This window comes from Yersinia vastinensis, assembly GCF_902726565.1.
GTDB lineage: Bacteria > Pseudomonadota > Gammaproteobacteria > Enterobacterales > Enterobacteriaceae > Yersinia > Yersinia vastinensis.
The window spans coordinates 198,749-224,278 of the sequence record NZ_CACVAF010000001.1 but is presented as its reverse complement, the minus strand read 5'-3'; the positions used below and the strand labels follow the sequence as shown (position 1 = coordinate 224,278).

The following is a 25,530-nucleotide window of genomic DNA, read 5'->3' as shown; positions in this document are numbered from 1 at the left end:
AATCAGCACATTGTAATTTCCCAAGCCGCATTGCACCGTCTAAATTTGATTAAAAAATCTCATCCGACCACTTGGTTTAATTCCACCATGGCGGTAGAGAAATAACGATATTGGAGACTGCAATGTTAGCTTACCCTCACCTGCTCGCGCCCCTTGATCTCGGCTTTACTACCTTGAAGAATCGCGTATTAATGGGATCGATGCATACCGGACTAGAAGAGTTACCCGATGGGCCACAGCGTCTGGCGGCGTTCTACGCCGAACGTGCTGCCGGAGGAGTCGGTCTGATTGTCACTGGCGGCATTGCCCCCAATAAAAAAGGTGTCGTGTATCAAGGCGCATCCGTACTAAACGACGAGATGGATGTACCACACCATCAGATAGTCACTGACGCCGTACATCGGGCGGGGGGAAAGATCGCGCTGCAAATTCTTCATGCAGGCCGTTACAGTTATCAAAAGCAGCCTGTCGCCCCATCAGCATTACAAGCCCCCATTAATCCTTTTGCCCCACAAGCATTAAGTGGTGATGAAGTGCGGCAAACTATTGCTGATTTCGCCCATTGCGCCCAACTTGCCAAATGTGCTGGTTACGATGGTGTCGAAGTCATGGGTTCCGAGGGCTATTTAATTAATCAGTTTTTGGCTGCCAGAACCAATCAGCGCGATGACGAATGGGGCGGCAACTTCACTCACCGTATGCGCTTTGCCGTTGAAATTGTCCGCGCAGTTCGGCTGGCAACCGGGCCTGATTTCATCCTGATTTATCGCCTTTCTATGCTCGATTTGGTGGAAGAAGGCTCCAGTTGGGATGAAATTGAACAGTTGGCGCTGGCGATAGAACAGGCTGGAGCCACTTTGATTAACACCGGTATTGGTTGGCATGAGGCACGTATTCCCACAATCGCCACCATGGTACCGCGCGCCGGATTCAGTTGGGTCACCCGCAAATTGATGGGGAAAGTCCGCATTCCACTGATCACCACCAATCGGATTAATGCTCCTGACGTGGCGGAGCAAGTGCTCGCTGACGGCTGTGCGGATATGGTGTCAATGGCCCGCCCGTTTCTCGCCGATGCCGCTTTTGTTCACAAGGCTGCGCAAAATCGGGCCGATGAAATCAATACTTGCATTGGTTGTAACCAGGCCTGTCTGGACCAAATTTTCGAGGGCAAGCTGACGTCGTGCCTGGTTAATCCGCGCGCCTGTCGTGAAACTGAAATGCCCATCATACCGACTGAAACACCAAAACGATTAGCGGTGGTTGGTTCTGGGCCTGCCGGATTGGCTTTTGCCGTGACCGCTGCCAGCCGTGGTCATCAGGTGACGCTTTTTGATGCCGCAGCGGACATTGGCGGGCAATTTAATATCGCCAAGCAGATCCCCGGCAAAGAAGAGTTCTACGAAACATTGCGCTATTTCCGCCGTCAGTTAGTTCTTCATGGCGTCATCCAGCAGCTCAATACTCAAGTAACCGCACAGCAACTAACTGATTTTGATGAAGTGATCCTCGCTTGCGGTATTCAGCCGCGCTTGCCCACCATCCCGGGTATTGACCACCCCAAAGTGTTGACTTATCTGGATGTGCTGCGCGATAAAAAGCCGGTTGGTGAGCGAGTCGCTATTATTGGTGCTGGCGGAATTGGGTTTGATACGGCGGAATATCTCAGCCAGTCGGGCGATTCTAGCAGTCTGGATTGCCGTGCATTCAGTCGTGAATGGGGCATTGATCAAGACCTCACTCATCGTGGCGGTTTATCCCCACAGGGGCCTATAGTTCATCCTTCACCACGACAAATTTTTCTATTACAGCGAAAAACCAGCAAAGTGGGCGAAGGCTTGGGTAAAACCACCGGCTGGATCCACCGCACCAGTCTGGCTATGCGCGGTGTCACGATGCTCAACAGTGTCAGCTATGAACATATCGATGATGAGGGCTTGCACATCACCCGTGGCGAACAGGCTAGTTGTCTACCGGTAGATACCATTATTATTTGTGCAGGTCAGGAACCACGCAGAGAACTCCACCAACCCTTAATGGCGATGGGCAAAGCAGTACATTTGATTGGCGGAGCTGATGTTGCTGTCGAGCTAGATGCTCGCCGGGCGATTGATCAAGGAACACGTCTGGCGCTGGCTATATAGCCGGTAACAAAAAACAGGGGTGGCCTAAGCCCCCCTGTTAGGCATTGATGTTGCAGCAAGGTCTATGCTGCAACGTCACAGCCAAAAGGTCATTAGAAATCGCTGTACGACATATCCAAACTCCCCGAACCACCGCCTTCTGAACGGGATGATGCTGTTTTAACCGCTTTCAGCACCATGAATTTCTGATTGGAATCCAGCGTCTCGCAGTTACCAAACAGGCGTTTCAGTTTGTGGAAATAATCCAAATGACGGTTACCCACGATCATCAGTTCCCCGCCCACTTGCAGGCAACGCTTGGCATCGCAGAACATTTGCCAAGCCACATGATCACTGACGGCATGCTGCTGATGGAATGGCGGATTGCATAGCACCAGTTGCAGGCTCTCACGTTCCACACCGGCCAGACCATGGCTGACCATAAACTCACAACGCGATAAATCTTGCGGGCGGTTGTACGTGATATTCAACTCGCTGGATGCCACAGCCATATATGATTCGTCGACAAACAGCATTTCCGCCAACGGGTTTTGCTCAAGTGCAATTAAACCCACAACCCCGTTACCACAGCCCAGATCCGCTATTCTACCGGTCACATCGTAAGGCAGGATTTCCATAAAGAAACGCGCGCCAATATCCAGATTATTACGGGAGAAAACATTCGCGTGGTTATGGATGACATACTCGGTATTTGCCAGCGGCCAATCCGTTGTCTCTGGTACATCTTCCTGCGGAATATCGGCCACTTCACAGTGAATCAAGCGTGCTTTTTTCCAGGCCAATGTGGTTTTCGTTGGCCCCAGAATTTTTTCAAATAATTGCAGGGTTGAGTTATGTACATCACGGGATTTCGCCCCCGCAATAATGACTGTGTCAGGTGCCACGACGCGGCGCAAAGCACGCAATTGATGCTCTAACAACGCCAATGCTTTAGGGATCTTTATCACTACCAACTTAGGCGCTGGCGGTAACGCATCCATACTACTTAGCAAGGTGACCGCGTCTTCATCAAGATGGTTTAAGCGCAAATTATGCGCCGTTGCCAGTTGGCTCATGTAGGAGTCACTAACACTAAATGGACGATAAGCGTGTAAAGCGCAGGCCAGCGTTCCAAACTGATCATTAAATACCAGTACCGGACGACCATCAATTTGGCTTAAGTCAATGTTTTGTAGCAGATATTCATCCGCTGCTTCCCACGCCTGTAAGGTATTGGAATTTTCTTGTGGGGGGAAACGCTCAAGCTCAAGGCTTTGTGTCCCCAGTAAGAGTTGGCTCATCACCGCTCCTGAATAATAAATTTGGGCTGTTTATCCCCTAAAACGGGCCTTCAGTAAAATGTTTTTTTACTTAAATGCCGTTTTATCTAAACCAAAGCCGATAAAACGTGAGGCATGCCTGAGGCATAACAGAGAGGCCCTCTGGCATACAGCTTAAGGCAGCGTAATGAATTGTCCCATACTTTACGATATCAATCATTACCAAGTCTTATTTTTGTGTTGATTCATTATCAATAACCTCTATTTCTGCTGACTCAACATAAAATAGCTCGCCAGATAAATATCTGCATTAATCTATTATTCTTATGCATTCGTGAAACAAATAAAATATAGATAATTTGTTATTTGTATTTTAATCATAAATGCCAAAGTCACCAATATATTATATTGATATCAAATCTGTATTTTATCGCTGGAAGCAATCATCCCCAGTAAATTTAAATACAAAAGATATAAAGCTTGGATATCAATTACCAGGAAGGTAAACCAACAATGTCTATATCATATTTTATTCAGCGCCCCATTAATTCATGTTCATTACCTTATCGTATAGCACCTTGCGCCAAAGCGATTAGCGCACTGTTGTTGGTATTCAGTAGCACTGCTGTGTGGGCAGAGACTCATAGTCTGAAGCAATTCTATGAGGACATAAGCCAACCAAAACGACAAATATCCGAAGAGTCACATATTCCGGTAACTGATTTTGGTGTCCCCACAATAGTCACTACCCTGTCCGAGACATTACCCATAGTTTCAAGCCATCTAAATGAACTAAAAATAGAAAAACAGAAACATCAGAAGGAGAAACAGCAGCAGGACCAGCAAATATTTAATAGAAAGTATGTAGGGAACTATTTAAAAGATATGCTGGATGGCAAGCCACCAGCAGACTATAAAACAGCTTATGAGGCTTATAAGGAAAATAGACCCAAAGCCGATATTGTCACTGAAATCGATGCTGCGGCTACAGAAGTTGGTCATGTTACTAACGCAATCTACTCTACAATAACCAATATTATCTCCCCAGCACCTGAGAATACGGATAAGACAATAACTGAAGATCCGGAACCAGAAAATACCCAAACGGCCACCGCCGCACCGGAGCCTCAAAAGGTTAAAAAAGCCCTCGCTAGCACTCAAAAAGTCGCTGCTCCATCGACACCAAAGCCAGCGCCTAAACAGATCATTAAATACGCACCGATCACGGGTCATAATCCGCAAGTGGGCAGCTATATTGCAAACCAGCTCGCCGCTCAACAGATGTTTATTGCTGATGACTTGCAATATCGCCATGGGGAAAGACTTTATACTGATACCACCACCGGAGAAACAGAAGTCACTAGCATGTGGCTCAATACTACTGGCTCAAAAAGCCGTTTTAACTCAGGACAAGGTCAATTGCATACAAAAAGTGACCGCTACGCTATCCAGCTTGGGGGGACATTGGGCACATGGAGCAGCGGTGGCAATGGTCAGGGGCTTTTGGGGTTAACAACGGGGTTAGGTAAATCCACTAACCATAGTCGCTCCACATTATCTCATCATCAGGCCCAAGGTTCTGTTGATGGCTATAACTTGGGTTTATACAGCATCTGGTATGCCGATAACCAAACTAAACTCGGGCCTTATATTGACTTACTGGCACAACATAGCTGGTTCAATAATCAGATTAAAGCCGCAGATATCGTCACGAGCGCAAATTACCGATCTTATCTGTTTACGACAGCATTAGAGAGTGGCTACAAAGTACAAGTATTCGAAAAAACTGGCTCTCGGTTCTTCGTACAACCCAAGGCAAAAGTATTATGGCAGCGTACCAGCGGGCTATTACATGTTGAACCAAACGGTACACAGGTTAGAGTTGAGGAAAACAGCGGAGTCACCACCAAACTGGGGGTGCGAACAGCAATGGAATTCGATATTGACACCTTATCTTCGACTCGAACGCTGCAAATCAGCCCCTCCTTTGAAGCAAATTGGATTCATAGCCGAATGAATCAAGGAGTACAATTATCAAACGTGTACATCATCAAGAGGCCGCTACAAAATCAGACAGAGTTAACAAGTATCAATGTGATGCCGCAAGGGAATAGCAATATTGCAGACCTTAAAGTGGGCATTGAAGCAAACGTTAACAACAACCTGCGGCTGTGGACACATTTAGGTCATCAATTTGGTGGCCACAATTACAGTGATACTCAAGCCAGTGTGGGCGCCAATTATCGCTTCTAACTTGATGATAAATTCCGTTTTTCTCCCCCATTAAGTCAAAGCTCGCTGTTGGTAACAATACCGGCAGTGGGCTTTGTTTGAATCCCTATATATCTTCAAGTACGATAATCAATTTACTTAGGGCAAATACCTACTATGGCGGAACTGACCTATCTACAAGGTTATCCCGAACACTTACAGTCTCAGGTACATCAGTTGATTACCGAGCAGCGATTGGGGAATGTATTGCGTCAGCGCTATCCACAACCTCATGATTACAATACAGATAAAATGCTGTATCAATATACGGTTGATTTAAAAAACCAATATCTGCGCAATGCCCAACCATTAAGTAAAGTCGCCTACGACAGTAAAATTCAGGTGATGAAACATGCACTCGGCCTGCACACTGCGATTTCCAGAGTGCAAGGCGGTAAATTGAAAGCCAAAGCAGAAATTCGGGTTGCTACCGTGTTTAAAAACGCCCCGGAAGCCTTCCTAAAAATGATTGTGGTGCATGAATTGGCTCATTTGAAAGAGAAAGATCACAACAAAGCATTCTACAGTTTGTGCTGTCATATGGAGCCGCAATATCATCAGTTAGAGTTTGATACACGTCTCTACCTGACACATTTGGATCTGTTTGGCAGTATCTATTAGCTTTTGATTTATAACTAACCGCATCTAGTCACTGAAGTATTCATTCGCCAAGAAATTCAGCCGTGGTTCTGCGGGCCATGATAATCTGGCGGTTCAACGTGTTTTTCTTCTAGTCGGAATGGAGTTCACTATGATTCGCTTCGCTGTCATTGGCACCAATTGGATCACCGCGCGCTTTGTTGATGCTGCCCACGAGAGTGGCAAAATGAAACTGGTGGCTGTTTACTCTCGCAAATTGGAACAAGCTAAGCAGTTTGGTGAGGATTATAACGTTACCGAATGCTTTGATAATCTGGAAGCAATGGCAACAAGTGAACTGATCGATGCTGTCTATATCGCCAGCCCGAACGCCTTACATTATCCTCAAACTAAGCTGTTTCTCAGCCACAAAAAACACGTTATTTGCGAAAAATCACTGGCCTCTAACTTTGCCGAAGCCGAAGACTTGGTTGCCTGCGCCCGCGAGCACCAAGTGGTGCTATTCGAAGCCTTTAAAACAGCCTATCTCCCTAATTTTATTCAAATAAAACAGTCTCTACCGCGAGTGGGTAAATTACGTAAGGCTTTTATTAATTTCTGCCAATATTCCTCACGTTATCAACGTTATCTGAATGGTGAAAATCCCAATACATTTAATCCGGCATTTTCTAATGGCTCGATTATGGATATTGGTTACTACTGCCTAGCTAGCGCCTTAGCCCTGTGGGGGGAACCCAAATCAGTGCTTGCCAGTGCCAGTTTACTGCCAAGTGGTGTTGATGCGCACGGCACGGTTTGCTTAAATTATGGCGATTTTGATGTGGTTATCATCCATTCCAAAGTCAGCCAATCCGATATTCCCAGCGAGATTCAGGGAGAAGATGGTTCACTGGTGATTGAAAGTATCTCTGAATGTCTATCCGTCGCCTTTACCCCACGAGGCAGCCACTCGCAAGATCTCACGCAACCTCAACATATTAATACTATGCTGTATGAAGCTGAGGTTTTTGCCAATCTGGTGGAAAATAAACAGGTGGAACATGATGGCTTGCAGTTGTCATTGCTCACATCGCGTATACAAACGGAGATTCGTCGTCAAACTGGTGTTATCTTCCCGGCAGACTCCCAGCCGCCAGCGATATAACTCAAATCATTGGCATTGCAGGTAGGTGGCAAGTCAGCAAATCCGGATGAACTTATTCGAGCATCATCAGCATTGCCAGCTCCCTGCATCTTCAATAATAAAGGGTATCATTAATATTTTGTTTCAATGATTGACCCGCAGTCCATTTTCAATTATTTTTGCGCGGCAAAGGGGAGTAACTTCATTGCCGGTTTGCCGTCATTACGGTGCGAAAGCACCCGGTTACCGGGCAACCTCATTAATGTATTGAGTACCCACTTGGGCTTTTACATTAATAGAGTTGTAAGTGAGACCTTGCCGGAAGGCGAGGTTTGCTTGCAGCTCAATCATAGCGGCTAGCGTCTTCCGACGTTGGCCGTTTTTGTTTTTATGAGGTTCCTTAATGATGAATACCGTGGGTACTCCTTTACTATGGGGTGGTTTTGCTGTCGTAGTGACCATTATGCTCGCTATCGACTTACTGTTGCAGGGGCGCCGTGGCTCACAAACCATGACACTGCGCCAAGCAGCCTGTTGGTCGCTGGTATGGGTAAGTTTATCTTTGCTATTCAATGCCGGTTTCTGGTGGTATCTGGCCGAAACCGTGGGTCGCGAAATTGCCGATAAGCAAGCGCTGGCCTTCCTCACCGGCTACCTGATTGAAAAAGCCCTCGCTGTTGATAACGTTTTTGTTTGGCTAATGCTCTTTAGCTACTTTGCTGTTCCTGCCAATCTACAGCGTCGGGTACTGATCTATGGTGTGCTGGGCGCGATTGTACTGCGTACTATTATGATCTTCGCCGGCAGTTGGCTGGTATCGCAATTTAGCTGGATCCTGTATTTATTCGGTGCATTTTTACTGTTTACCGGTATCAAAATGGCCATGGCGAAAGACGACAATACGCCCATCGGTGAGAAGCCGCTGGTTCGCTGGATCCGTAATCATCTGCGCATGACAGATGAGTTGCATGGCGACCGCTTTACGGTGCGCAAAAATGGCGTGCTCTATGCCACCCCATTAGTGCTGGTTTTAATTCTGGTTGAATTGAGCGATGTGATTTTCGCCGTTGACAGTATTCCGGCCATTTTTGCCGTGACGACCGATCCCTTTATCGTTCTGACTTCTAACTTATTTGCGATTTTGGGCTTACGTGCCATGTACTTCTTGTTGGCAAACGTGGCAGAACGCTTCTCAATGTTGAAGTACGGTTTATCCGTGATTTTGGTCTTTATCGGTATCAAAATGATGCTCATCGATCTGTTCCATATCCCTATTGGCATTTCATTGGGTGTCGTGGCAGGCATTTTGGCGCTGACGTTGATCATTAATGCTTGGGCAAATCATCGTGCAGACCGTCGTTTAGCAGCAGATAAAACCTCAGACAAAAAGTCAGGTTAACGGGACAATATCGCCTACGGGGTGACTCTCACCCCGTATTTATCCCGCGATTCTGATTATTCACCAAATGTTATTACGATCACACAAATGTAAACAAAATGTTATGCAAATTTGATCCCCATTGGATTTTGCTGATTGTCTCTTTCCAGCTCAATAGATTCCCTTATACTGTCAAAGCAAACACACCCAGTTACAAATAATATAAAGAGCTTATCCCAGTATGCGTCATTGTTGCCGTCAGTTTGAATACGGACAGCGCGCAAGAACCGAAGCGTACACAGTACGTGAGGATTAAGAGCACTGCACAGGTTCAACATGGCAAATAAAGCCTTAGTGGGTAAGCTCCTAGTTACAGGTGTGAGACTAAACACTGAGCCACGTTCCGGCTCTTGTGTTGATCGGCCAAAAAGAAAACAAGTTTAACTTGGGAAGAGGCATCACTGGAAAACTATGGAAAAGACACAATCTGGTTTTATCGGATTTATTATCCGCGGCAGTTTGGTTAAACAAATTCTGGTCGGCTTGATTGCCGGGATTATTTTAGCGTTAGTATCAACTCAAGCCGCATTGGCCGTGGGTTTATTGGGCACACTCTTTGTTGGCGCATTAAAAGCTGTCGCGCCAGTTCTGGTTTTGATGTTAGTGATGTCCTCTATTGCTAACCATAAGCAAGGTCAAAAAACCAATATTCGCCCTATTCTGTTCTTGTATCTGTTGGGGACTTTCTCTGCGGCACTGATTGCGGTGGTTGTCAGCTTTATGTTTCCATCAACCTTGGTATTAGCCACCCTGAATGCAGATATCTCCCCGCCAACCGGGATTGTCGAAGTACTAAAAGGTTTACTAAACAGTGTGGTTGCGAACCCGATTAATGCTCTGCTTAATGCTAACTATATCGGGATTCTGGCTTGGGCTGTCGGCCTCGGTATTGCCCTGCGTCATGCTGCGGATACCACCAAGGCATTGATTAATGACATGTCTGATGCTGTCACTAAAGTCGTTCGTGTAGTTATCCGCTTTGCTCCATTGGGTATTTTTGGTCTGGTGTCATCCACCATGGCTGAAACTGGCTTTGGTGTGTTGCTGGGCTATGCGCAACTGCTGGTGGTACTGATTGGTTGTATGTTATTAGTCGCATTAGTGGTCAACCCACTGATTGTTTATTGGAAAATCCGTCGTAACCCTTATCCGCTGGTATTTGCTTGCCTGCGTGAAAGTGGCGTTACTGCCTTCTTCACCCGCAGTTCAGCCGCTAACATTCCCGTTAATATGGAAATGTGCAAAAAGCTGAACTTACACGAAGATACTTACTCCGTTTCGATTCCATTGGGTGCCACCATTAACATGGCAGGCGCGGCGATTACTATTACGGTGTTAACACTGGCGGCCGTGCATACCCTCGGTATTCCTGTGGACCTGTTAACCGCACTGCTGTTAAGTGTGGTTGCTTCAATCTGCGCTTGTGGCGCATCGGGTGTCGCCGGTGGTTCGCTGCTGTTGATTCCGCTGGCTTGCGGCATGTTTGGTATTCCAAACGAAGTGGCGATGCAAGTCGTTGCCGTTGGCTTTATCATCGGGGTGCTACAAGATTCTGCTGAAACTGCGCTGAACTCTTCAACTGACGTCATCTTTACTGCTGCCGTTTGTCAGGCTGAAGATATCAAGCTGGCCGATCCAGATCCGTTGGCAAGCCGTAAAAACGTCTGAGTTCGGACCTTAAAATGATGATCGGGGGCTATCTAGCCCCCGTTTTTATTGGCTAACATCTTCTTTCACGATTTTCTTTTCAACCCGAAAAGGATCTATCCCTTTCAATTGCAAACGGCGGAAACGAATAATATTAAAGCCGTTGAGCAGCAAGAAACTGCCCTCAATCAATGAACCACCAATAGAACCCAACCAAACATTATGGATAACCCAACATACCGTGGATACCCACATCACACATCGAGTCGTCAGCCCGGTCGTGCGAAAGAGCGCCCAGGTACTGATCACCGTGCCAAATATCGGCAATATCTCTACTGCGTGCTGCATACGCCATAGCCCAAACGCCAGCGTCAGAATGATGAATACCATCATTGCAACATTGCTGCGGGTTTTGGAGGCGACCAGATTACGCAGTGCATTCAGCATGGCGCTGCTGCCGGCAGCACTGGCTCCCATAAGAAAGAAATGGCAGCCAATAATGGCGCTGTAAGCAGAAAGCTGAAGTCTGAAACGCCGCTCATCGCGGTTGAAGAACATGGTGATGCCGACAAAAAATGCCAGTACACCAATAGATTGAGCAAACCAATAGAAAGTCATGGTGGGTGAGTCCTGGTGTGCGGATAGCCGCACTGAGTCTTACATGATTAAAACGTAAACGGTGTTCTATTCATAAAAAATAAAACACCGTTTCATATTAATCAAAAAGCACAGCTTTTACAAGGTTACGCCACTTTTAAAGATTGCCAGTTCACGGAAATCATTCACTTCATTACGTGCTGGTTTGCCATTGGCAATGTCGACTATCAAATCAACAAACTCAGTCAATAATGTGTCCATGGACGTACCGTGAATCAATTTACCAGCATCGAAATCGATCCAATGAGGTTTTTTGGCAGCCAGTTCACTGTTAGTTGCCAGTTTCACTGTCGGCACAAAACCACCATAAGGAGTGCCGCGGCCAGTACTGAACAGCACCATATGGCAACCCGCTCCAGCTAAGGCACTGGTTGCCACCGCGTCATTACCCGGAGCACTGAGCAAATTCAAACCAGGACGTTGTAAGCGTTCACCGTATTTCAGCACATCGACCACTTTGCTCTGACCCGCTTTTTGGGTGCAGCCCAAGGATTTCTCTTCCAGCGTGGTAATACCACCGGCTTTATTACCCGGTGATGGGTTTTCATAGATAGGTTGGTTGTGAGCAATAAAGTACTGTTTGAAATCATTGACCATGCTGACTGTCTTTTCAAACGTAGCTTCATCACGGCAACGGCTCATCAGGATCCTTTCGGCACCAAACATTTCCGGTACTTCAGTCAGAACCGATGTGCCACCATTGGCAATCACATAATCAGAGAAACGCCCCAGTAATGGGTTAGCAGTAATGCCTGATAAACCATCAGAACCACCACATTCCAAACCAAACTTCAGTTCACTCAGCTTGCCCGGAACCCGTTTGTCATTACGCATGGTTTGATAGAGTGCATGCAGATGCTCAAGGCCAGCTTCCACTTCATCATCTTGCTGCTGACAGACCATAAAATGCACACGATCTTCATCAACCTTGCCCAACGTTGTCTGGAAAACATCGACCTGATTATTTTCACATCCTAGCCCAATCACCAGTACCGCACCGGCATTGGGGTGACGCACCATATTTTGTAGCATGGTGCGAGTATTTTCATGATCCTGACCCAGCTGTGAACAACCAAATGGGTGGCTGAACAAATAGACGCCATCAATACCTTCGGCATCTTGTGTTTCCTTCAGAAAACGTTGCTGGATCTGCCGGGCAATGCCATTAACACACCCTACCGTTGGAATGATCCATAATTCATTGCGGATCCCGACATTACCATTCGCACGGCGGTAGATCTGGACTTCACGATCTGCCATTTGCGGCGGTAAATCCATAAACTCCGGCTGATATTCATACTCATCCAGATCACTAAGATTGGTTTTAGCATTTTGCGAATGAATATGCTCGCCGGGCTGGATCAGGGTTAATGCATGCCCGATCGGCAAACCATACTTAACGATCATTTGCCCTGGCTCAATGGCCGTCAGAGCAAATTTATGGCCACGCGCCACGGGTTGCGCCAACTTAACGTGAAACTCCCCGATATCGAGGACATCATCGGCAGCGAGGTCTTGCAATGCGACAGCAACATTATCTAACGGGTGAATTTTTATAATACTTTGCATAGTTAAACCTTTAGCTGTATGCCGCGACAGCAGCTCTCATACCGCGATCAATGATAGTTTGCAGTTGTTCTGTAACTTGATTTGCCAGTTGCGGCACAGCGGTCAGATCCTGTCCCCAGTGGGCGGTATCAGACAGCACGCTGTTAACCAACTCAGCCAACGCGATATCACCGTGTTTGACACCACTCCACAGCATTGAATAACGCTCCAGCCAGTGGGCATCATCCTGTAGTGGATAGGTTTGACCATCACGTTCGCCACGGTAAAAGGCGATAAGCGCGGCCAGTGCAAAAGTCAGACGTGGTGGTAACTTGCCTTGCTGCTGCTGATAAGTCAGCAATTGTGGCAAGATGCGAGTGCGGAATTTTGTCATTCCGTTCAAAGCGATAGACAACAATTGATGCTGAATGAACGGGTTGCGGAACCGGCTCAATACGGCTTGAGAGAATGACAACAACTCATCTTCAGGCAAATCCAATACCGGCACAATTTCTTCGGTAATAGTTTTCTCTACAAAGCTGCTGATTTGCGCGTCGTCCATAGTCTGCCCGACAGTATCTAACCCCGACAGGTAAGCGACCGGTACCAGCGCGGTGTGCGCGCCATTCAAAATGGCGACTTTGCGTTCTTTGTACGGTTTGATGTCATCAACAATGCGCACATTCAGATCTAATTTATCCAGACGAAGTTCTTGTGCCAGTTCTTTTGGCCCTTGGATAACAAACAGATAGAAATATTCAGCAGTATCGAGGAAGCTGTCTTGATAACCCAACTCAGCTTGCAGCGCGGCCACTTCATCACGTGGATAACCAGTCACAATGCGGTCCACTAATGTGGAGCAGAAGGTATTATTTTCAGTCAGCCACTGAGTGAATGCTGCCGGCAATTGCCAATGGCTGGCATAACGCAACACCAATTCACGCAGTGCTTCGCCGTTATAATCAATCAGTTCGCACGGCAGCAGTACCCAGCCTTTATCCGCAGCACCTTTAAAATGCTCAAAACGCTCGAACAGCAAACGCGTCAATTTGGCGGGGAAAGAACTTGGCGGTGCATCATTGAATTGATCCGCTTCATTCCAGGCAATACCGGCTTCGGTGGTATTTGAGAACATAAAGCGAATATTAGGATCACGTGCCAGTGCCAGATATTCATCAAACTGGCGGTAGATATTGATTTCACGATTAACAGAACGGATCAGACGGGATTCCCGCACCGCTTCTCCCTGCTCATTCAAACCACGAATCACCGCAGTGTACAGGCCATCCTGCGTACTGAGTGACGGTGGGAAATCAGTGTCGATCGGGCGGATCACGACGATCCCGGCATTCAGATCAGTATGTTCATTGAGGAGATCAATCTGCCAATCGACGAAAGCACGCAGGAAGTTGCCTTCACCAAATTGAATGATTTTGTCAGGATGGCTACGGCCAGGAAAGTCACGACGGTTCAGGGTTTGCATCAGGGTTCACCTTATAACGCATACAGCCGTGGCCTATCATTACTGACAGTCCTCGCTTGACGGAGAGTTTATCTTCCGCGGCGTAGCCGGGCGCTAAATAATCAATAAGTTATAGTCATAAGGGCCATGGAAACTGGCCCTGTTATTAGCTTAATTTGTGGTTATCTTTGGCTGTAACGATCACAGCTCAATGGCAAAGTACTGTTTCGCATTATCGAAGCAGATGTTTTTCACCATGGATCCCAGCAGTTCAATATCCGCCGGTGCCTCACCATCTTCGACCCAACGGCCAATCATCTGGCACAGAATGCGGCGGAAGTATTCATGGCGGGTATAAGACAAGAAGCTACGGCTATCAGTCAGCATGCCGACGAAACGGCTGAGTAAACCAAGCTGTGCCAACTGAGTCATTTGGCGTTGCATGCCATCTTTTTGGTCGTTGAACCACCAGCCTGAACCGAACTGCATTTTCCCAGCAGCACCTTCACCTTGGAAGTTACCTACCATGGTACCGATCACTTCGTTATCGCGTGGATTCAAGCAGTAAAGGATGGTTTTTGGCAGAGCATTACGCAGGCCCTGTGCATCCAGCAGGCGGGATAGAGGCTGCGCCAGTGGTTGGTCATTAATCGAGTCGAAGCCAATATCCGGCCCAACCAGATTGAACATGCGGCTGTTGTTGTTACGCAGTGCGCCAATGTGATACTGCTGCACCCATTCGCGACGATGATATTCACCAGACAGGAATAACAATACGGCGGTTTTAAACTGAGCAATCTCTTCGGTACTTGGTTGATTACCGGCCAGGCGACGCGCCAGAATAGCATCCAGCGTGGCTTCATCAGCTTCGCCGTAAACCACGACGTCCAACGCATGGTCAGAAACTTTGCAACCATGTGCTGCGAAGTGATCCATACGTTTATTTAGCGCCGTGCAGAGATCAGCAAAGCGGCTGATAGAGGTGTCGGCAGCCGCTTCCAAACGTTGCATATAGTCGTTGAAACCTGCGGCTTCAATATTGAACGCTTTGTCTGGACGCCAGCTTGGCAACACTTTGATATTGAAGCTACCATCAGCGGCGATGGCTTTGTGATGACGCAGGTCGTCGATTGGGTCATCTGTAGTGCCAACCATTTTTACATTCATCTGCTGCATGATGCCACGCGCGGAGAAATTGTCCTGAGCCAGCAATTCATTACCGCGCTGCCAGATTTCTTCTGATGTTGCAGGGGATAGCAGTTTACCTGTAATACCAAATGGGCGACGCAATTCAAGATGCGTCCAGTGGTACAGCGGGTTACCGATAGTATGTGGAACCGTGGCCGCCCAAGCTTCAAACTTTTCGCGATCACTGGCATCGCCAGTACACAGACGTTCTGCAACACCATTAGTGCGCATAGCACGCCATTTATAATGGTCACCTTTCAACCAGATGTCATACAGGTTCTTAAAGCGGTAATTTTCTGCAATCTGTTCTGGTGGTAAATGGCAGTGATAATCAAAGATCGGCTGATCTTTTGCGTAGTCATGATACAGACGACGGGCGAATTCGGTGTCGAGCAAAAAGTCTTCGGTCAAAAACTGCGCCATATTAGGTTCCTCACTTGAGTACATCTTAGAGTACTGCTTTCTGTTATCGCGAAGTTATCACACCAATTTCATCTATCGTCCAGCATTTTTTTATAGATGGAGATCGCAAAAACCTAACAAAAAGAACAAATACTCAACATTTATAGTTTATTTAGTCCCTTGCGGCACTAAGTCTGCCGGGTTCTATTATTCCCTAATTGAAAAGTGGTTTTTGTGATATCACTCAACTTTTAAATCTGTATGACAAGTTATTGTTGCGTCGCCATCAGTCATCTCAACCGCCATGTTCGATTAAATGCGCTGATTTGACCCAAATGGGTACATCAAAGTGAGGCCGTACCAGCACTGCGGCCTCAGATAGCAAGGGTAAGGTCGTCGCTGATGGAACACATCGACAAATATCACTGACTACAAACGGCTTAAGACCGAAGTGATATCGGGCACAGCAATTTTCTGATTACCCCTCTCTGGGAAACAGAATGCTGTGTCACTCGGCCGTAAAGGGAGCATCAGGTACCACCGCATGCACAGCAATGTCGGATTGGACCAAATTGCGCTATGAAACGTAGCGATAAACTGCGTTACATAGCAGTAATCTTAGACTGGGAGAAAGTTATAAATGATGCGTAAAATTAAAGGCTTACGCTGGTACATGATCGCTTTGGTCACTGTCGGTACTATATTGGGTTACTTAACACGTAACGCCATTGCCGTTGCCGCACCGACGCTGCAAGAGCAGTTACATATCACAACACAGCAATATTCTTATATTATCGCCGCTTATTCTGCTGCTTACACCTTGATGCAACCGGTCGCCGGTTATGTTCTGGATGTTATGGGCACGAAAGTGGGCTATGCCATGTTTGCCATTATGTGGGCCATATTCTGTATGAGTACTGCATTGGCCAGTAGCTGGGGTGGTTTAGCTATCGCCCGTGGTGCGGTAGGTATGGCAGAGGCTGCTATGATCCCTGCTGGCCTGAAAGCCAGTAGTGAATGGTTCCCTGCAAAAGAACGTTCTATTGCTGTGGGTTACTTCAATGTCGGTTCCTCTATCGGCGGTATGATTGCCCCCCCATTAGTGGTGTGGGCTATCGTGATGCATAGCTGGCAGATGGCATTTATCATCACCGGTGTGCTCAGTCTGATTTGGGCAATTGCTTGGTTAATCCTCTACAAACACCCGAAAGATCAGAAAAAACTGACGGATGAAGAACGTGAATACATCCTCAGTGGTCAGGAAGCACAGCACTCCACTGCTAACGCTAAAAAGATGTCTGCAATGCAGATTATCCGTAACCGTCAGTTCTGGGGTATTGCAATCCCACGTTTTCTGGCAGAACCGGCTTGGGGGACATTCAACGCGTGGATCCCACTGTTCATGTTTAAAGCCTATGGTTTTAACTTGAAAGAAATTGCTATGTTCGCCTGGATGCCAATGCTGTTTGCCGACTTAGGCTGTATCTTGGGTGGTTATCTGCCGCCATTATTCCAGAAATATTTCAAAGTTAACCTGATTGTTTCCCGTAAGTTAGTGGTAACAATGGGTGGCCTGTTGATGATTGCTCCAGGGACGATTGGCCTGTTCACTAGCCCTTATATTGCGATTGCATTGCTGTGTGTTGGCGGCTTTGCGCACCAATCACTGTCCGGCGCACTGATCACCTTGTCATCCGACGTCTTTGGTCGTAACGAAGTGGCAACCGCCAACGGCTTGACGGGAATGGCGGCTTGGACTGCCAGTACCCTGTTTGCACTGGTGGTCGGGGCTTTGGCAGACACCATGGGCTTCAGCCCACTGTTTGCTGCACTGGCTGTGTTTGACGTGTTGGCCGTCGTGGTTATCTGGACGGTGCTGCAAAACCGCCCGGCAGCCGAACCGGCTATCGACCCGATTCAACAATCTCCGGCCGGGCAGAATTAAGCTAAATTATCACCTTATTCTGTGCCCTATAGATTAGCTTTCAAATTATCGGTAGGTGGAAACTAAATTTCACCCAATAAATTTAGTAAATTCAATATATTGGGTGATTAATTATCGTGTTACCGCCTACCGTTTGAAAGATAACAGGGATATAGCCCGGCAATGATTTGTCGGGCTTTTTTATGCGCCCTTTTTGCACCTTATTAACTGCACGTTTTCCATCACAACTGTGATAGCAATAACTAGAACCTAAAAGGGATAAGTGGTATAACAAGTCCAATTGTATCTCCTTCGGGATATCATGCCTTCCAGACAAAATGAGTCGCTAAATTTGCGGCCTCAATTGATCTCAAGAGCCTTAATCATGGAATTCACAGAAACCAGACGGTTGTACCAGCAGTTAGCCGCAGAGTTAAAGCAGCGCATCGAAGCCGGAGTTTATCCGGTGGGCGATAAATTGCCCGCAGAACGCTACATTTCCGAAGAAATGAATGTCAGCCGAACCGTGGTCCGTGAAGCGATTATCATGTTGGAAGTGGAAGGTTATGTCGAAGTGCGCAAAGGTTCCGGCATCCATGTCATGTCGAATCAGCAAAAGCATTTGGTGATGCCCAACCAAGGCATTGAATTCGCCACAGCAGGTCCTTTTGAGCTGTTACAGGCGCGCCAACTGATCGAAAGTAACATTGCTGAATTCGCGGCCACTCAAGTGACCCGGCAAGATATTGTGCAATTAATTGAGATCCAGAAACATGCGCGGCAAGAAGATCGCTTTCGCGACTCTCAGTGGGATCTGAAATTTCATGTGCAGGTCGCGCTGGCAACGCAAAATACTGCCATGGCAACTATTGTCGAAAAAATGTGGAGCCAGCGGGTGCATAACCCCTACTGGATCAAGCTGCACGAACATATTGATGATAAATCGATCGAAAGCTGGTGCGAAGATCATGACAGGATCCTTGAAGCACTAATGCGCAAAGATCCTTACGCCAGTAAACTCGCTATGTGGCAGCACTTGGAAAACACGAAACAAATGCTGTTCCGTGCTACCACCGACGATTTTGAATTTAATGTGGATCGCTATCTATTTACTGAGAACCCTGTTGTTCATCTCGATATCCCCAAAGAGCTTGGCGTGACAGGGCTAGTATCCAATAAGTGATGCAGTGACAGGGAAGAGAAACTGACGCAATTGTTTCTCTTCCTTGCAAGATTATGTCGCTTTGTGGTCAGTAAATGTCGACTTCTGTCAGCAAACGTCAGTGCTAGACTTGTTTTTAAACTATTGCTTAAAAAACACTCAATTACCCCCCATATTTCCCTGTTTCAAATCCCGCGATTTTGCTAAAGTGACAGCACTTTTTTTACTCGGATGCTTTGGGAGCGAAACGCAAATACATGCGCTGGTTGTTTGCTCTGTTTATTGCAGTATCTTGCTGGACCAGTTCGGTCTCCGGCAGTCTGCTATCGCCCACACATCCCCCATCACGCGTAACCTTATCCACGCTTGATTGCCACTATGCCAGCAATGCAGCGTCATCTGTCAGCGCGCTTTCGCCGTACTTGCATCTGGAAAAGAAAAGCCTGTACTCGCAATTGCGTCTAATGGGCGTCCCAGTCAAAAAAATAGCCATAAAAAATCGACTAGGTACTACCAAATTTACCGGCTCGGCTAATCCTTCATTAGCCAACAATGCTTGGCATGGTACATATCTGGCAATATCCCGCAGTAGTAGAGCGGATGAAATCTACAAACAACCGCGGCAATCCCTGCCGCTAGTAAAGTATTCCGATTGGATATTCCATGTATCGGCACAGCAAAATCGTGTGGGTGGCTGGAAAGAGAGTAATATTCAATATAGCGGGATGCTGACCTACCACCATTTTGACGTGATGACTTCTTTGTCGGCTTAGTTTCTAAAACCACTCAGCAAGAAGTCAATTTACCTCTAGCTATCAGCGAATTGGTTTGTTCTACGTGCCCTTAGGCATATTTATCAAAACCATCGCTTAAACACGAAAACCATCAGATCTCTTTGTTATCGTGTTTATATCCATAACGATGCTTACAACAAACAATGACGTTTTAGGAATACCAGATGGATATCATTAAAGAACTCTTACATGCTTTATGGGCACAAGATTATGAGACACTGGCGAACCCTTCTCTGGTCTGGGCCATCTACATCCTGCTGTTTATGATACTTTTTCTGGAAAATGGTTTGCTTCCAGCGGCCTTTTTACCGGGCGATAGTTTGCTGATTCTGGTGGGTGTCCTGATTGCAAAAGGGGCGATGAGTTTCCCTGTAACACTGGTGGTACTGACCACCGCGGCCAGTTTGGGATGTTGGCTCAGTTATATTCAGGGACGATGGTTGGGGAATACAAAAATTGTACAAGGGTGGCTATCCCACCTGCCCGCCCATTACCACCAGCGCGCCCATAATTTGTTCCACCGCCATGGGTTATCCGCTTTGCTGATTGGTCGCTTCTTGGCATTTGTGCGCACCTTGTTGCCAACCATTGCGGGTCTTTCCGGTCTGAACAATGCCCGTTTTCAATTTTTTAACTGGATGAGTGGTCTGCTTTGGGTCTTGATCCTGACCACCATGGGCTTTGCATTTGGTAAAACGCCGGTATTCCTAAAATACGAAGATGAAGTCATGTTCGTGTTGATGTTGCTGCCTTTAGCACTCTTGGTGATTGGTCTGGTGGGCTCTTTATATGTGCTGTGGCGCAAAAAAAACGCGGCTCCCGTTGCAGATAACAAAGACAAAGGTAAGCCAGAGTGATCAATATCAGGGGCCGTTTTGGCCGCCCGATCTGGCACTATCTTGCCCTGCCAGTGACGGCTTTATTGTTAGCTGCACTGCTGTTTACGCCCATTATTCTGCGCACAGAAAGTGCATTGAAAATTCGGCCTAACCAGCAGGGGTTGTCATTACCTGACGGGTTTTATCTGTATCAACATCTTGATCAACGCGGGATTCGCATCAAAAGTATTACTCCAGAGAATGACAGCCTGGTTGTTAGTCTGGAATCACCAGAACAACAAAAAGAAGCCATTGAAGTTTTGCAGGATATCCTGCCAAGCGGCTATGTCATTGTCTCGAGTGAGTCAAAGAAACGTCAGCGTTTATTGCCCGCATTCAGAAGTAACCTACAAAAAATAGGGTAATTTCTATCACGGGGAGTTATCTCCCCGTCATTATCTTCTCTTTATTACCCTTTAATCCTGCTGATATATGATTAATCTATAAAAAATCCCGTAGTAAACTTGGGTATCGCATCATTCAGCGCTATGCTTAGTCATTCACGGCAACCTATTTCCCCCTGATTCTGCTGTAAAAGGAAGCAATACTATGTTGTTACGTACCGTTTTTTCGCTACGGTCCTCTCTCCTGTTGGTGTTACCTATCATTGCGTTTTGTAGTGCCGCCCAAGCTAATGAATGCGACACCAAAGCCAAAGAAATCCAACAGCAGATTGATTATGCCAAACAGCATGGCAATACTCGCCGCGCCGCAGGTCTGGAAACTGCATTAAAAGAAGTTAAAAGAAACTGCACAGTTGAAGGCCTAGAAGCGGAGCGGCAGGAAAAGATTCAAGAAAAGCAGCACAAAGTTACTGAGCGTAAGCAAGAGCTAAAAGAGGCACAACAAAAAGGTGATGCCAGCAAAATTGCCAAGCAACAGAAGAAATTAGCACAAGCGCAGGCTGAGTTAAAACAAGCTCAGACACAAAAGTAGCGTCGCCAGATTTAAAGACGGTTCAATACAAGCATAGTGAATTATTCGGAATTTATTAGGATTTTTAACCTATCAACTTCCAGAGAAATTCACTAAATTAGATATTCATCTCAGTTATGTTAAGGAGCTATTACATGCCACAAGATAAAACCTCTGAACATTTACGCGCTGAACTTAAGTCACTTGCAGATACTTTGGAAGAAGTGCTGCAATCTTCGACCGATAAGCCGAAAGCTGAGTTAGATAAGCTGCGGGCGAAAGCGGAAAATGCGTTGAAAGATACTCGTGAACGTCTGAGCGAAACGGGCGACCGTATCGCGGCCCAAACCAAAGAAATTGCTGATAAAGCTGACACTTATGTCCATGACAACCCATGGCATGGTGTCGGTATCGGTGCTGCTATCGGCGTGGTGTTAGGCGTGCTGCTGTCTCGTCGCTGATTATGGCTGAACTTCCTCAAACTCAGGGCCCCGGCAAAGGGGTCCTTGATACTGTTCACCGCATTGCCACTATTGTCGTTGGCATGGTTGAAACCCGTGTCCGTCTGGCAGCGATTGAACTGGAAGAAGAAAAAGCGACACTGATTCAGTTGCTAATGATGGCGGGGATCACCCTGCTGTTGACCGCTTTCGGTTTAATGAGTTTGCTGGTATTGGTGATATGGGCTATTGATCCTGCCTATCGTTTAATCGCGTTGGGATCGACGACCGCGGTGTTATTGGCACTGGCAATCATCGGTGTTATCTGGACCCTTGCTAAAGCGCGCCACTCCACACTGTTGGGTTCTACCCGTAAACAGCTGGAAACGGACCGCGAATTATTGGAGAAAGAGCGTTGAATCACCGCCAACTTGCGCAAGAGAAAGCCATATTATTGCGGCAGATCGAGCAGCAACGTTTGGATCTTGCTAACAGCACTGCGCATTGGATTGAAGTCACCGCACCTTATGATCGCGGCTGGGCAAAGATTGTCAGTATGCGAAAATATTTGATGGTTGGCTCTAGTTTAGTGGCGTTATACGGTATCCGGCACCCCAGCAAAATCGTTCGCTGGTCGCGCAGAGCTGTCAGTGTCTGGGGCGCTATCCGATTGTTTCGCAATACTTTTCTACTACGTTGATTTTTCTATAATGGCGATACTTCCATGCCATTATTATCCTACCGCTAAAAAAATCAGACGATAACTCAGCCTGCTGAACGTGGCTTTCCGCCATAGGCAGGCTTTTATCTTCTGTCACTTCAGTTTTTTTGATGAAAAACGACAGTTTTACTTGCTAACAACTTCTCTACTTCTCTACTAACATTCTCTCATCAACTCAGGGCGTTTGCGGAAACCTCGCAGATAACCCAATACCGATGTTCTTTATTATTCATTAACGCCAGCAGATGCCAGGCATTAATACAAACAACTTTTTGGAGAAGTGGTCGATGAACAAATTACAAGATACTGGCCTGTTGGTAGCGCGCATTTTGATGCCGATTCTGTTTATTGTTGCCGGTTACGGCAAAATGGGTGATGCCTATGCGGGCACCCAACAATATATGCAAGCCATGGGTGTCCCTGGTTTCTTCCTGCCACTGACTATTTTGTTAGAGTTTGGCGGCGGCTTGGCAATTTTGTTCGGTTTCCTGACCCGTACCACTGCATTATTCACTGCCGGTTTCACCATTCTGACCGCATTGATCTTCCACACTAACTTTGCGGAAGGCGTGAACCAACTGATGTTTATGAAAAACCTGACCATCGCTGGCGGCTTCATCGTACTGGCAGTAGCAGGTCCCGGTGGTTTCAGTATTGACCGCCTGTTGGGTAAAAAGTGGTAAGTCACTTTATATCGACTATAAATACCCAAAGTCATTGGAATTGCAGCTAGCCAGTCAGCGCTAGCCCGCAGAGTGGGCCTCAAGGATGAGGCTCATTAATTTCGATGAGCCTCATCCAGGTCAGTGATTCGGGTTAGTGAAAGCAGCTAACCGCGCTGCAACTTCAAGTACAAAGGGGATTTTATGGGACAACTCGTTGACGGCATCTGGAAAGACATCTGGTATGACACTAAATCTACCGGCGGTCATTTCAAGCGCAGTACCTCACAGTTTCGCAATTGGGTAACGGCTGACGGTCAGGCTGGTCCGCAGGGCAAAGCAGGTTTTAAAGCTGAAGCTCATCGTTACCATCTGTATGTCTCACTCGCCTGCCCGTGGGCGCACCGTACTTTACTCATGCGTACCCTGAAGGGTCTGGAATCACTGATTTCAGTTTCTGTTGTGCATCCACTGATGTTGGAAAATGGTTGGACGTTCGGCCATGATTTTCCGGCGGCTACCGGCGATTCTCTCTATAACCTCGATTATCTTTACCAACTCTATCTTCGTGCGGATCCCCATTACTGCGGGCGCGTGACGGTCCCAGTATTATGGGATAAGCAACAACAGACAGTGGTTAGCAATGAGTCAGCCGATATCATTCGTATGTTTAATAGTGCTTTTGATGGTGTAGGGGCTAAAGCTGGCGATTATTACCCACCGGCATTGCGCCACGACATTGATGATATTAATGGGTGGGTTTACGACCAAGTGAATAATGGTGTGTATAAAGCGGGTTTTGCGACCACACAAGCCGCCTATGACGAAGCTGTCACGACCTTATTTGATGCCTTGGCTCATTTGGAACAGATTTTGGGACAGCAACGTTATTTGGCTGGCGAGCAACTAACAGAAGCCGATTTGCGTTTATGGACGACATTAGTTCGTTTTGATCCCGTATATGTCACGCATTTCAAATGTGATCGACGCCGGATCAGTGATTACCTCAATTTATCTGGTTTCCTGCGAGATATTTATCAGATGCCCGGCATCGCTGAGACTGTGGATTTTGCACATATCCGCCATCATTATTACCGCAGCCACGGCACAATAAACCCTTACGGGATTATCTCCATCGGCCCGCAACAAAACCTGCTGGAGCCGCATGGTAGAGAAACTCGCTTTGCTCAAAGGCAGTAGCCAGTTACTTATTCATATTGGCAAATAACTTAGGGATCTCGCGCAAACACCACGACTTTGCCTCCCCCATGCTGTCACGACGCCACGCCATAATAATATCGGCCTCACGGCTGTACTCTGGCCCGACAACTCGTAAGCGCCCTGCTTCAATGTCTTCTTCGACCATGTTATAAGGCATGGTCGCCACACCTAAACCGGCCAATAAAGCTCGCCGCTTATCTTCGATGGTACTGACGGTGAGTCGTTGCTGTTTATCCAGCAATTGCACCGTTAATACTGGCCGCTCGCGGGCAGTATCTGCCACGGCGACACCACGGTATTTCACCCGAGTCAACTCTGACAGAGGTTCTGGCTCCAGATGGATGGGGTGGTCAGGGCTGGCAACATAGACACTGGTGACTTTGTACAATTTACGGCTGTTAATCTCCGAAGATGCACGAAAATGCATATCCGGGGCAATGACAATATCAGCCCGCCCCTGCTCCAAACGCTCCCATGCCCCCGCCAAAACCTCAGTGAAAATGGAAACTTGCGTATTGGCTTTCAACGCCAATTTGTCAACTAACGGGAACAACTTCCACGCCGGAGACAGTGCTTCACTCACGATAGTGATATGAGTTTCCCAACCCCGGGCCAGTGCCTCGGCATCCGTGGTCAACTTGTCTGCGGCCTCCAGCAGGACTCGCCCGCGATCCAATAGCATACGACCAACATTGGTAAATTTGGTCCGGTGCCCGGAGCGATCGAATAGCACCACGTCCAGCTCTTCTTCAAGCTTTTGCATGGTGTAACTCAATGCAGAAGGGACTCTCCCCAATTCATCAGCCGCCGCAGCAAAACTGCCACGGCGGTCAATGGCATCCATCACTCTCAATGCTTCTAACGTTAGCGCCCGATCTTTACCCATCTTGTTCTCAATCAGGAAATTTGAATATGGCGACCAGATTAACTGGCTAACAATCTGCCGTCCAGACGCTTACCATTTGTTTACACATTATACTCGTCATACTTCAAGCCACGGGGGCGTTGGCTACGAGTTTTCACCCCTGTCACTTACTCAAGTAAGCTACAGAGGTTCGCTCTCTTACCGCCTAC

General features: G+C 47.1%; 23 protein-coding genes. 17 read left to right on the top strand and 6 right to left on the bottom strand.

Annotated features, from left to right (window positions below):
- Positions 1-122 precede the first annotated feature (122 nt).
- Positions 123-2,144 carry an NADPH-dependent 2,4-dienoyl-CoA reductase gene (locus HUZ92_RS00980; RefSeq protein WP_145524395.1) on the top strand — a complete coding sequence of 674 codons (2,022 nt, stop codon included), beginning with the start codon at positions 123-125 and terminating at the stop codon, positions 2,142-2,144.
- A 92-nt stretch (positions 2,145-2,236) separates the two neighbouring features.
- Here HUZ92_RS00980 and rlmG read toward each other — a convergent pair whose 3' ends face one another.
- Entirely contained in the window at positions 2,237-3,424 is a 1,188-nt protein-coding gene (rlmG, locus tag HUZ92_RS00975) for a 23S rRNA (guanine(1835)-N(2))-methyltransferase RlmG (RefSeq protein WP_050100722.1), read from the bottom strand.
- A gap of 492 nt (positions 3,425-3,916) precedes the next feature.
- Between rlmG and HUZ92_RS00970 the strand changes: the two genes are divergently transcribed.
- From HUZ92_RS00970 to sstT, 5 genes are all read left to right on the top strand, one after another.
- A complete protein-coding gene (locus HUZ92_RS00970; protein WP_235897011.1) occupies positions 3,917-5,656 on the top strand; it encodes an autotransporter outer membrane beta-barrel domain-containing protein in 1,740 nt (579 codons plus the stop codon).
- Between the two features lie 135 nt (positions 5,657-5,791).
- Complete coding sequence (locus HUZ92_RS00965; protein WP_050100720.1) at positions 5,792-6,295, top strand: M48 metallopeptidase family protein; 504 nt, start codon at positions 5,792-5,794, stop codon at positions 6,293-6,295.
- A gap of 130 nt (positions 6,296-6,425) precedes the next feature.
- Entirely contained in the window at positions 6,426-7,418 is a 993-nt protein-coding gene (locus HUZ92_RS00960) for a Gfo/Idh/MocA family protein (protein WP_128451196.1), read from the top strand.
- A gap of 382 nt (positions 7,419-7,800) precedes the next feature.
- The gene (locus tag HUZ92_RS00955) at positions 7,801-8,796 is read left to right on the top strand and encodes a TerC family protein (RefSeq protein ID WP_050100718.1); all 996 of its coding nucleotides are present in this window, start codon (positions 7,801-7,803) and stop codon (positions 8,794-8,796) included.
- Between the two features lie 450 nt (positions 8,797-9,246).
- Positions 9,247-10,503 carry a serine/threonine transporter SstT gene (gene sstT, locus HUZ92_RS00950; protein ID WP_050140187.1) on the top strand — a complete coding sequence of 419 codons (1,257 nt, stop codon included), beginning with the start codon at positions 9,247-9,249 and terminating at the stop codon, positions 10,501-10,503.
- A gap of 45 nt (positions 10,504-10,548) precedes the next feature.
- Here sstT and HUZ92_RS00945 read toward each other — a convergent pair whose 3' ends face one another.
- From HUZ92_RS00945 to uxaC, 4 genes are all read right to left on the bottom strand, one after another.
- The gene (locus tag HUZ92_RS00945) at positions 10,549-11,100 is read right to left on the bottom strand and encodes a YgjV family protein (protein ID WP_050100712.1); all 552 of its coding nucleotides are present in this window, start codon (positions 11,098-11,100) and stop codon (positions 10,549-10,551) included.
- Positions 11,101-11,217: 117 nt separating this feature from the next.
- Entirely contained in the window at positions 11,218-12,708 is a 1,491-nt protein-coding gene (locus tag HUZ92_RS00940) for a UxaA family hydrolase (protein WP_050100710.1), read from the bottom strand.
- A gap of 10 nt (positions 12,709-12,718) precedes the next feature.
- A complete protein-coding gene (locus HUZ92_RS00935; protein WP_050100708.1) occupies positions 12,719-14,170 on the bottom strand; it encodes a tagaturonate reductase in 1,452 nt (483 codons plus the stop codon).
- Positions 14,171-14,350: 180 nt separating this feature from the next.
- On the bottom strand, positions 14,351-15,760 hold the full coding sequence (gene uxaC / locus HUZ92_RS00930) for a glucuronate isomerase (protein WP_050100706.1): 1,410 nt from the start codon (positions 15,758-15,760) through the stop codon (positions 14,351-14,353).
- Between the two features lie 619 nt (positions 15,761-16,379).
- Between uxaC and HUZ92_RS00925 the strand changes: the two genes are divergently transcribed.
- The 11 genes from HUZ92_RS00925 to HUZ92_RS00875 all read left to right on the top strand — a co-directional run bounded on the left by HUZ92_RS00925 (position 16,380) and on the right by HUZ92_RS00875 (position 24,435).
- Complete coding sequence (locus tag HUZ92_RS00925; RefSeq protein ID WP_050100704.1) at positions 16,380-17,684, top strand: MFS transporter; 1,305 nt, start codon at positions 16,380-16,382, stop codon at positions 17,682-17,684.
- A 364-nt stretch (positions 17,685-18,048) separates the two neighbouring features.
- A complete protein-coding gene (gene exuR, locus HUZ92_RS00920; protein WP_050100702.1) occupies positions 18,049-18,846 on the top strand; it encodes a transcriptional regulator ExuR in 798 nt (265 codons plus the stop codon).
- Positions 18,847-19,082: 236 nt separating this feature from the next.
- Positions 19,083-19,598 (top strand): hypothetical protein, encoded by a 516-nt coding sequence (locus HUZ92_RS00915; protein ID WP_050140188.1) that lies wholly within the window; start codon positions 19,083-19,085, stop codon positions 19,596-19,598.
- 185 nt (positions 19,599-19,783) lie between these two features.
- Entirely contained in the window at positions 19,784-20,476 is a 693-nt protein-coding gene (locus tag HUZ92_RS00910; protein WP_050100697.1) for a DedA family protein, read from the top strand.
- Positions 20,473-20,862, top strand: a complete 390-nt coding sequence (gene mzrA / locus HUZ92_RS00905; protein WP_050100695.1) for an EnvZ/OmpR regulon moderator MzrA — start codon at positions 20,473-20,475, stop codon at positions 20,860-20,862. The genes HUZ92_RS00910 and mzrA overlap by 4 nt, the downstream gene beginning before the upstream one ends.
- 184 nt (positions 20,863-21,046) lie before the next feature.
- Positions 21,047-21,433 carry a DUF1090 domain-containing protein gene (locus tag HUZ92_RS00900; RefSeq protein WP_050100693.1) on the top strand — a complete coding sequence of 129 codons (387 nt, stop codon included), beginning with the start codon at positions 21,047-21,049 and terminating at the stop codon, positions 21,431-21,433.
- A 134-nt stretch (positions 21,434-21,567) separates the two neighbouring features.
- Positions 21,568-21,873 carry a DUF883 family protein gene (locus tag HUZ92_RS00895; protein WP_050100691.1) on the top strand — a complete coding sequence of 102 codons (306 nt, stop codon included), beginning with the start codon at positions 21,568-21,570 and terminating at the stop codon, positions 21,871-21,873.
- A gap of 2 nt (positions 21,874-21,875) precedes the next feature.
- Positions 21,876-22,271, top strand: coding sequence for a phage holin family protein (locus tag HUZ92_RS00890; protein ID WP_050100689.1), 396 nt, complete (start codon positions 21,876-21,878; stop codon positions 22,269-22,271).
- The gene (locus HUZ92_RS00885) at positions 22,268-22,552 is read left to right on the top strand and encodes a YqjK-like family protein (RefSeq protein ID WP_050100687.1); all 285 of its coding nucleotides are present in this window, start codon (positions 22,268-22,270) and stop codon (positions 22,550-22,552) included. Before HUZ92_RS00890 ends, HUZ92_RS00885 begins: the two co-directional genes overlap by 4 nt.
- Before the next feature lie 308 nt (positions 22,553-22,860).
- Positions 22,861-23,256: a DoxX family protein gene (locus HUZ92_RS00880; protein WP_004714887.1), complete on the top strand. Its 396-nt coding sequence runs from the start codon at positions 22,861-22,863 to the stop codon at positions 23,254-23,256.
- A 183-nt stretch (positions 23,257-23,439) separates the two neighbouring features.
- Positions 23,440-24,435, top strand: a complete 996-nt coding sequence (locus HUZ92_RS00875) for a glutathione S-transferase family protein (protein ID WP_145580111.1) — start codon at positions 23,440-23,442, stop codon at positions 24,433-24,435.
- Positions 24,436-24,439: 4 nt separating this feature from the next.
- Here the strand turns inward: HUZ92_RS00875 and HUZ92_RS00870 are convergent, their stop codons facing one another.
- Complete coding sequence (locus tag HUZ92_RS00870; RefSeq protein ID WP_050100684.1) at positions 24,440-25,342, bottom strand: LysR family transcriptional regulator; 903 nt, start codon at positions 25,340-25,342, stop codon at positions 24,440-24,442.
- Positions 25,343-25,530 lie beyond the last annotated feature (188 nt).

Coding starts and splice junctions, on each gene's coding strand:
- HUZ92_RS00980 (WP_145524395.1), top strand. CDS start 123: ATGTTAGCTTACCCTCACCTGCTCGCGCCCCTTGATCTCGGCTTTACT.
- rlmG (WP_050100722.1), bottom strand. CDS start 3,424: ATGAGCCAACTCTTACTGGGGACACAAAGCCTTGAGCTTGAGCGTTTC.
- HUZ92_RS00970 (WP_235897011.1), top strand. CDS start 3,917: ATGTCTATATCATATTTTATTCAGCGCCCCATTAATTCATGTTCATTA.
- HUZ92_RS00965 (WP_050100720.1), top strand. CDS start 5,792: ATGGCGGAACTGACCTATCTACAAGGTTATCCCGAACACTTACAGTCT.
- HUZ92_RS00960 (WP_128451196.1), top strand. CDS start 6,426: ATGATTCGCTTCGCTGTCATTGGCACCAATTGGATCACCGCGCGCTTT.
- HUZ92_RS00955 (WP_050100718.1), top strand. CDS start 7,801: ATGATGAATACCGTGGGTACTCCTTTACTATGGGGTGGTTTTGCTGTC.
- sstT (WP_050140187.1), top strand. CDS start 9,247: ATGGAAAAGACACAATCTGGTTTTATCGGATTTATTATCCGCGGCAGT.
- HUZ92_RS00945 (WP_050100712.1), bottom strand. CDS start 11,100: ATGACTTTCTATTGGTTTGCTCAATCTATTGGTGTACTGGCATTTTTT.
- HUZ92_RS00940 (WP_050100710.1), bottom strand. CDS start 12,708: ATGCAAAGTATTATAAAAATTCACCCGTTAGATAATGTTGCTGTCGCA.
- HUZ92_RS00935 (WP_050100708.1), bottom strand. CDS start 14,170: ATGCAAACCCTGAACCGTCGTGACTTTCCTGGCCGTAGCCATCCTGAC.
- uxaC (WP_050100706.1), bottom strand. CDS start 15,760: ATGGCGCAGTTTTTGACCGAAGACTTTTTGCTCGACACCGAATTCGCC.
- HUZ92_RS00925 (WP_050100704.1), top strand. CDS start 16,380: ATGATGCGTAAAATTAAAGGCTTACGCTGGTACATGATCGCTTTGGTC.
- exuR (WP_050100702.1), top strand. CDS start 18,049: ATGGAATTCACAGAAACCAGACGGTTGTACCAGCAGTTAGCCGCAGAG.
- HUZ92_RS00915 (WP_050140188.1), top strand. CDS start 19,083: ATGCGCTGGTTGTTTGCTCTGTTTATTGCAGTATCTTGCTGGACCAGT.
- HUZ92_RS00910 (WP_050100697.1), top strand. CDS start 19,784: ATGGATATCATTAAAGAACTCTTACATGCTTTATGGGCACAAGATTAT.
- HUZ92_RS00900 (WP_050100693.1), top strand. CDS start 21,047: ATGTTGTTACGTACCGTTTTTTCGCTACGGTCCTCTCTCCTGTTGGTG.
- HUZ92_RS00895 (WP_050100691.1), top strand. CDS start 21,568: ATGCCACAAGATAAAACCTCTGAACATTTACGCGCTGAACTTAAGTCA.
- HUZ92_RS00890 (WP_050100689.1), top strand. CDS start 21,876: ATGGCTGAACTTCCTCAAACTCAGGGCCCCGGCAAAGGGGTCCTTGAT.
- HUZ92_RS00880 (WP_004714887.1), top strand. CDS start 22,861: ATGAACAAATTACAAGATACTGGCCTGTTGGTAGCGCGCATTTTGATG.
- HUZ92_RS00875 (WP_145580111.1), top strand. CDS start 23,440: ATGGGACAACTCGTTGACGGCATCTGGAAAGACATCTGGTATGACACT.
- HUZ92_RS00870 (WP_050100684.1), bottom strand. CDS start 25,342: ATGGGTAAAGATCGGGCGCTAACGTTAGAAGCATTGAGAGTGATGGAT.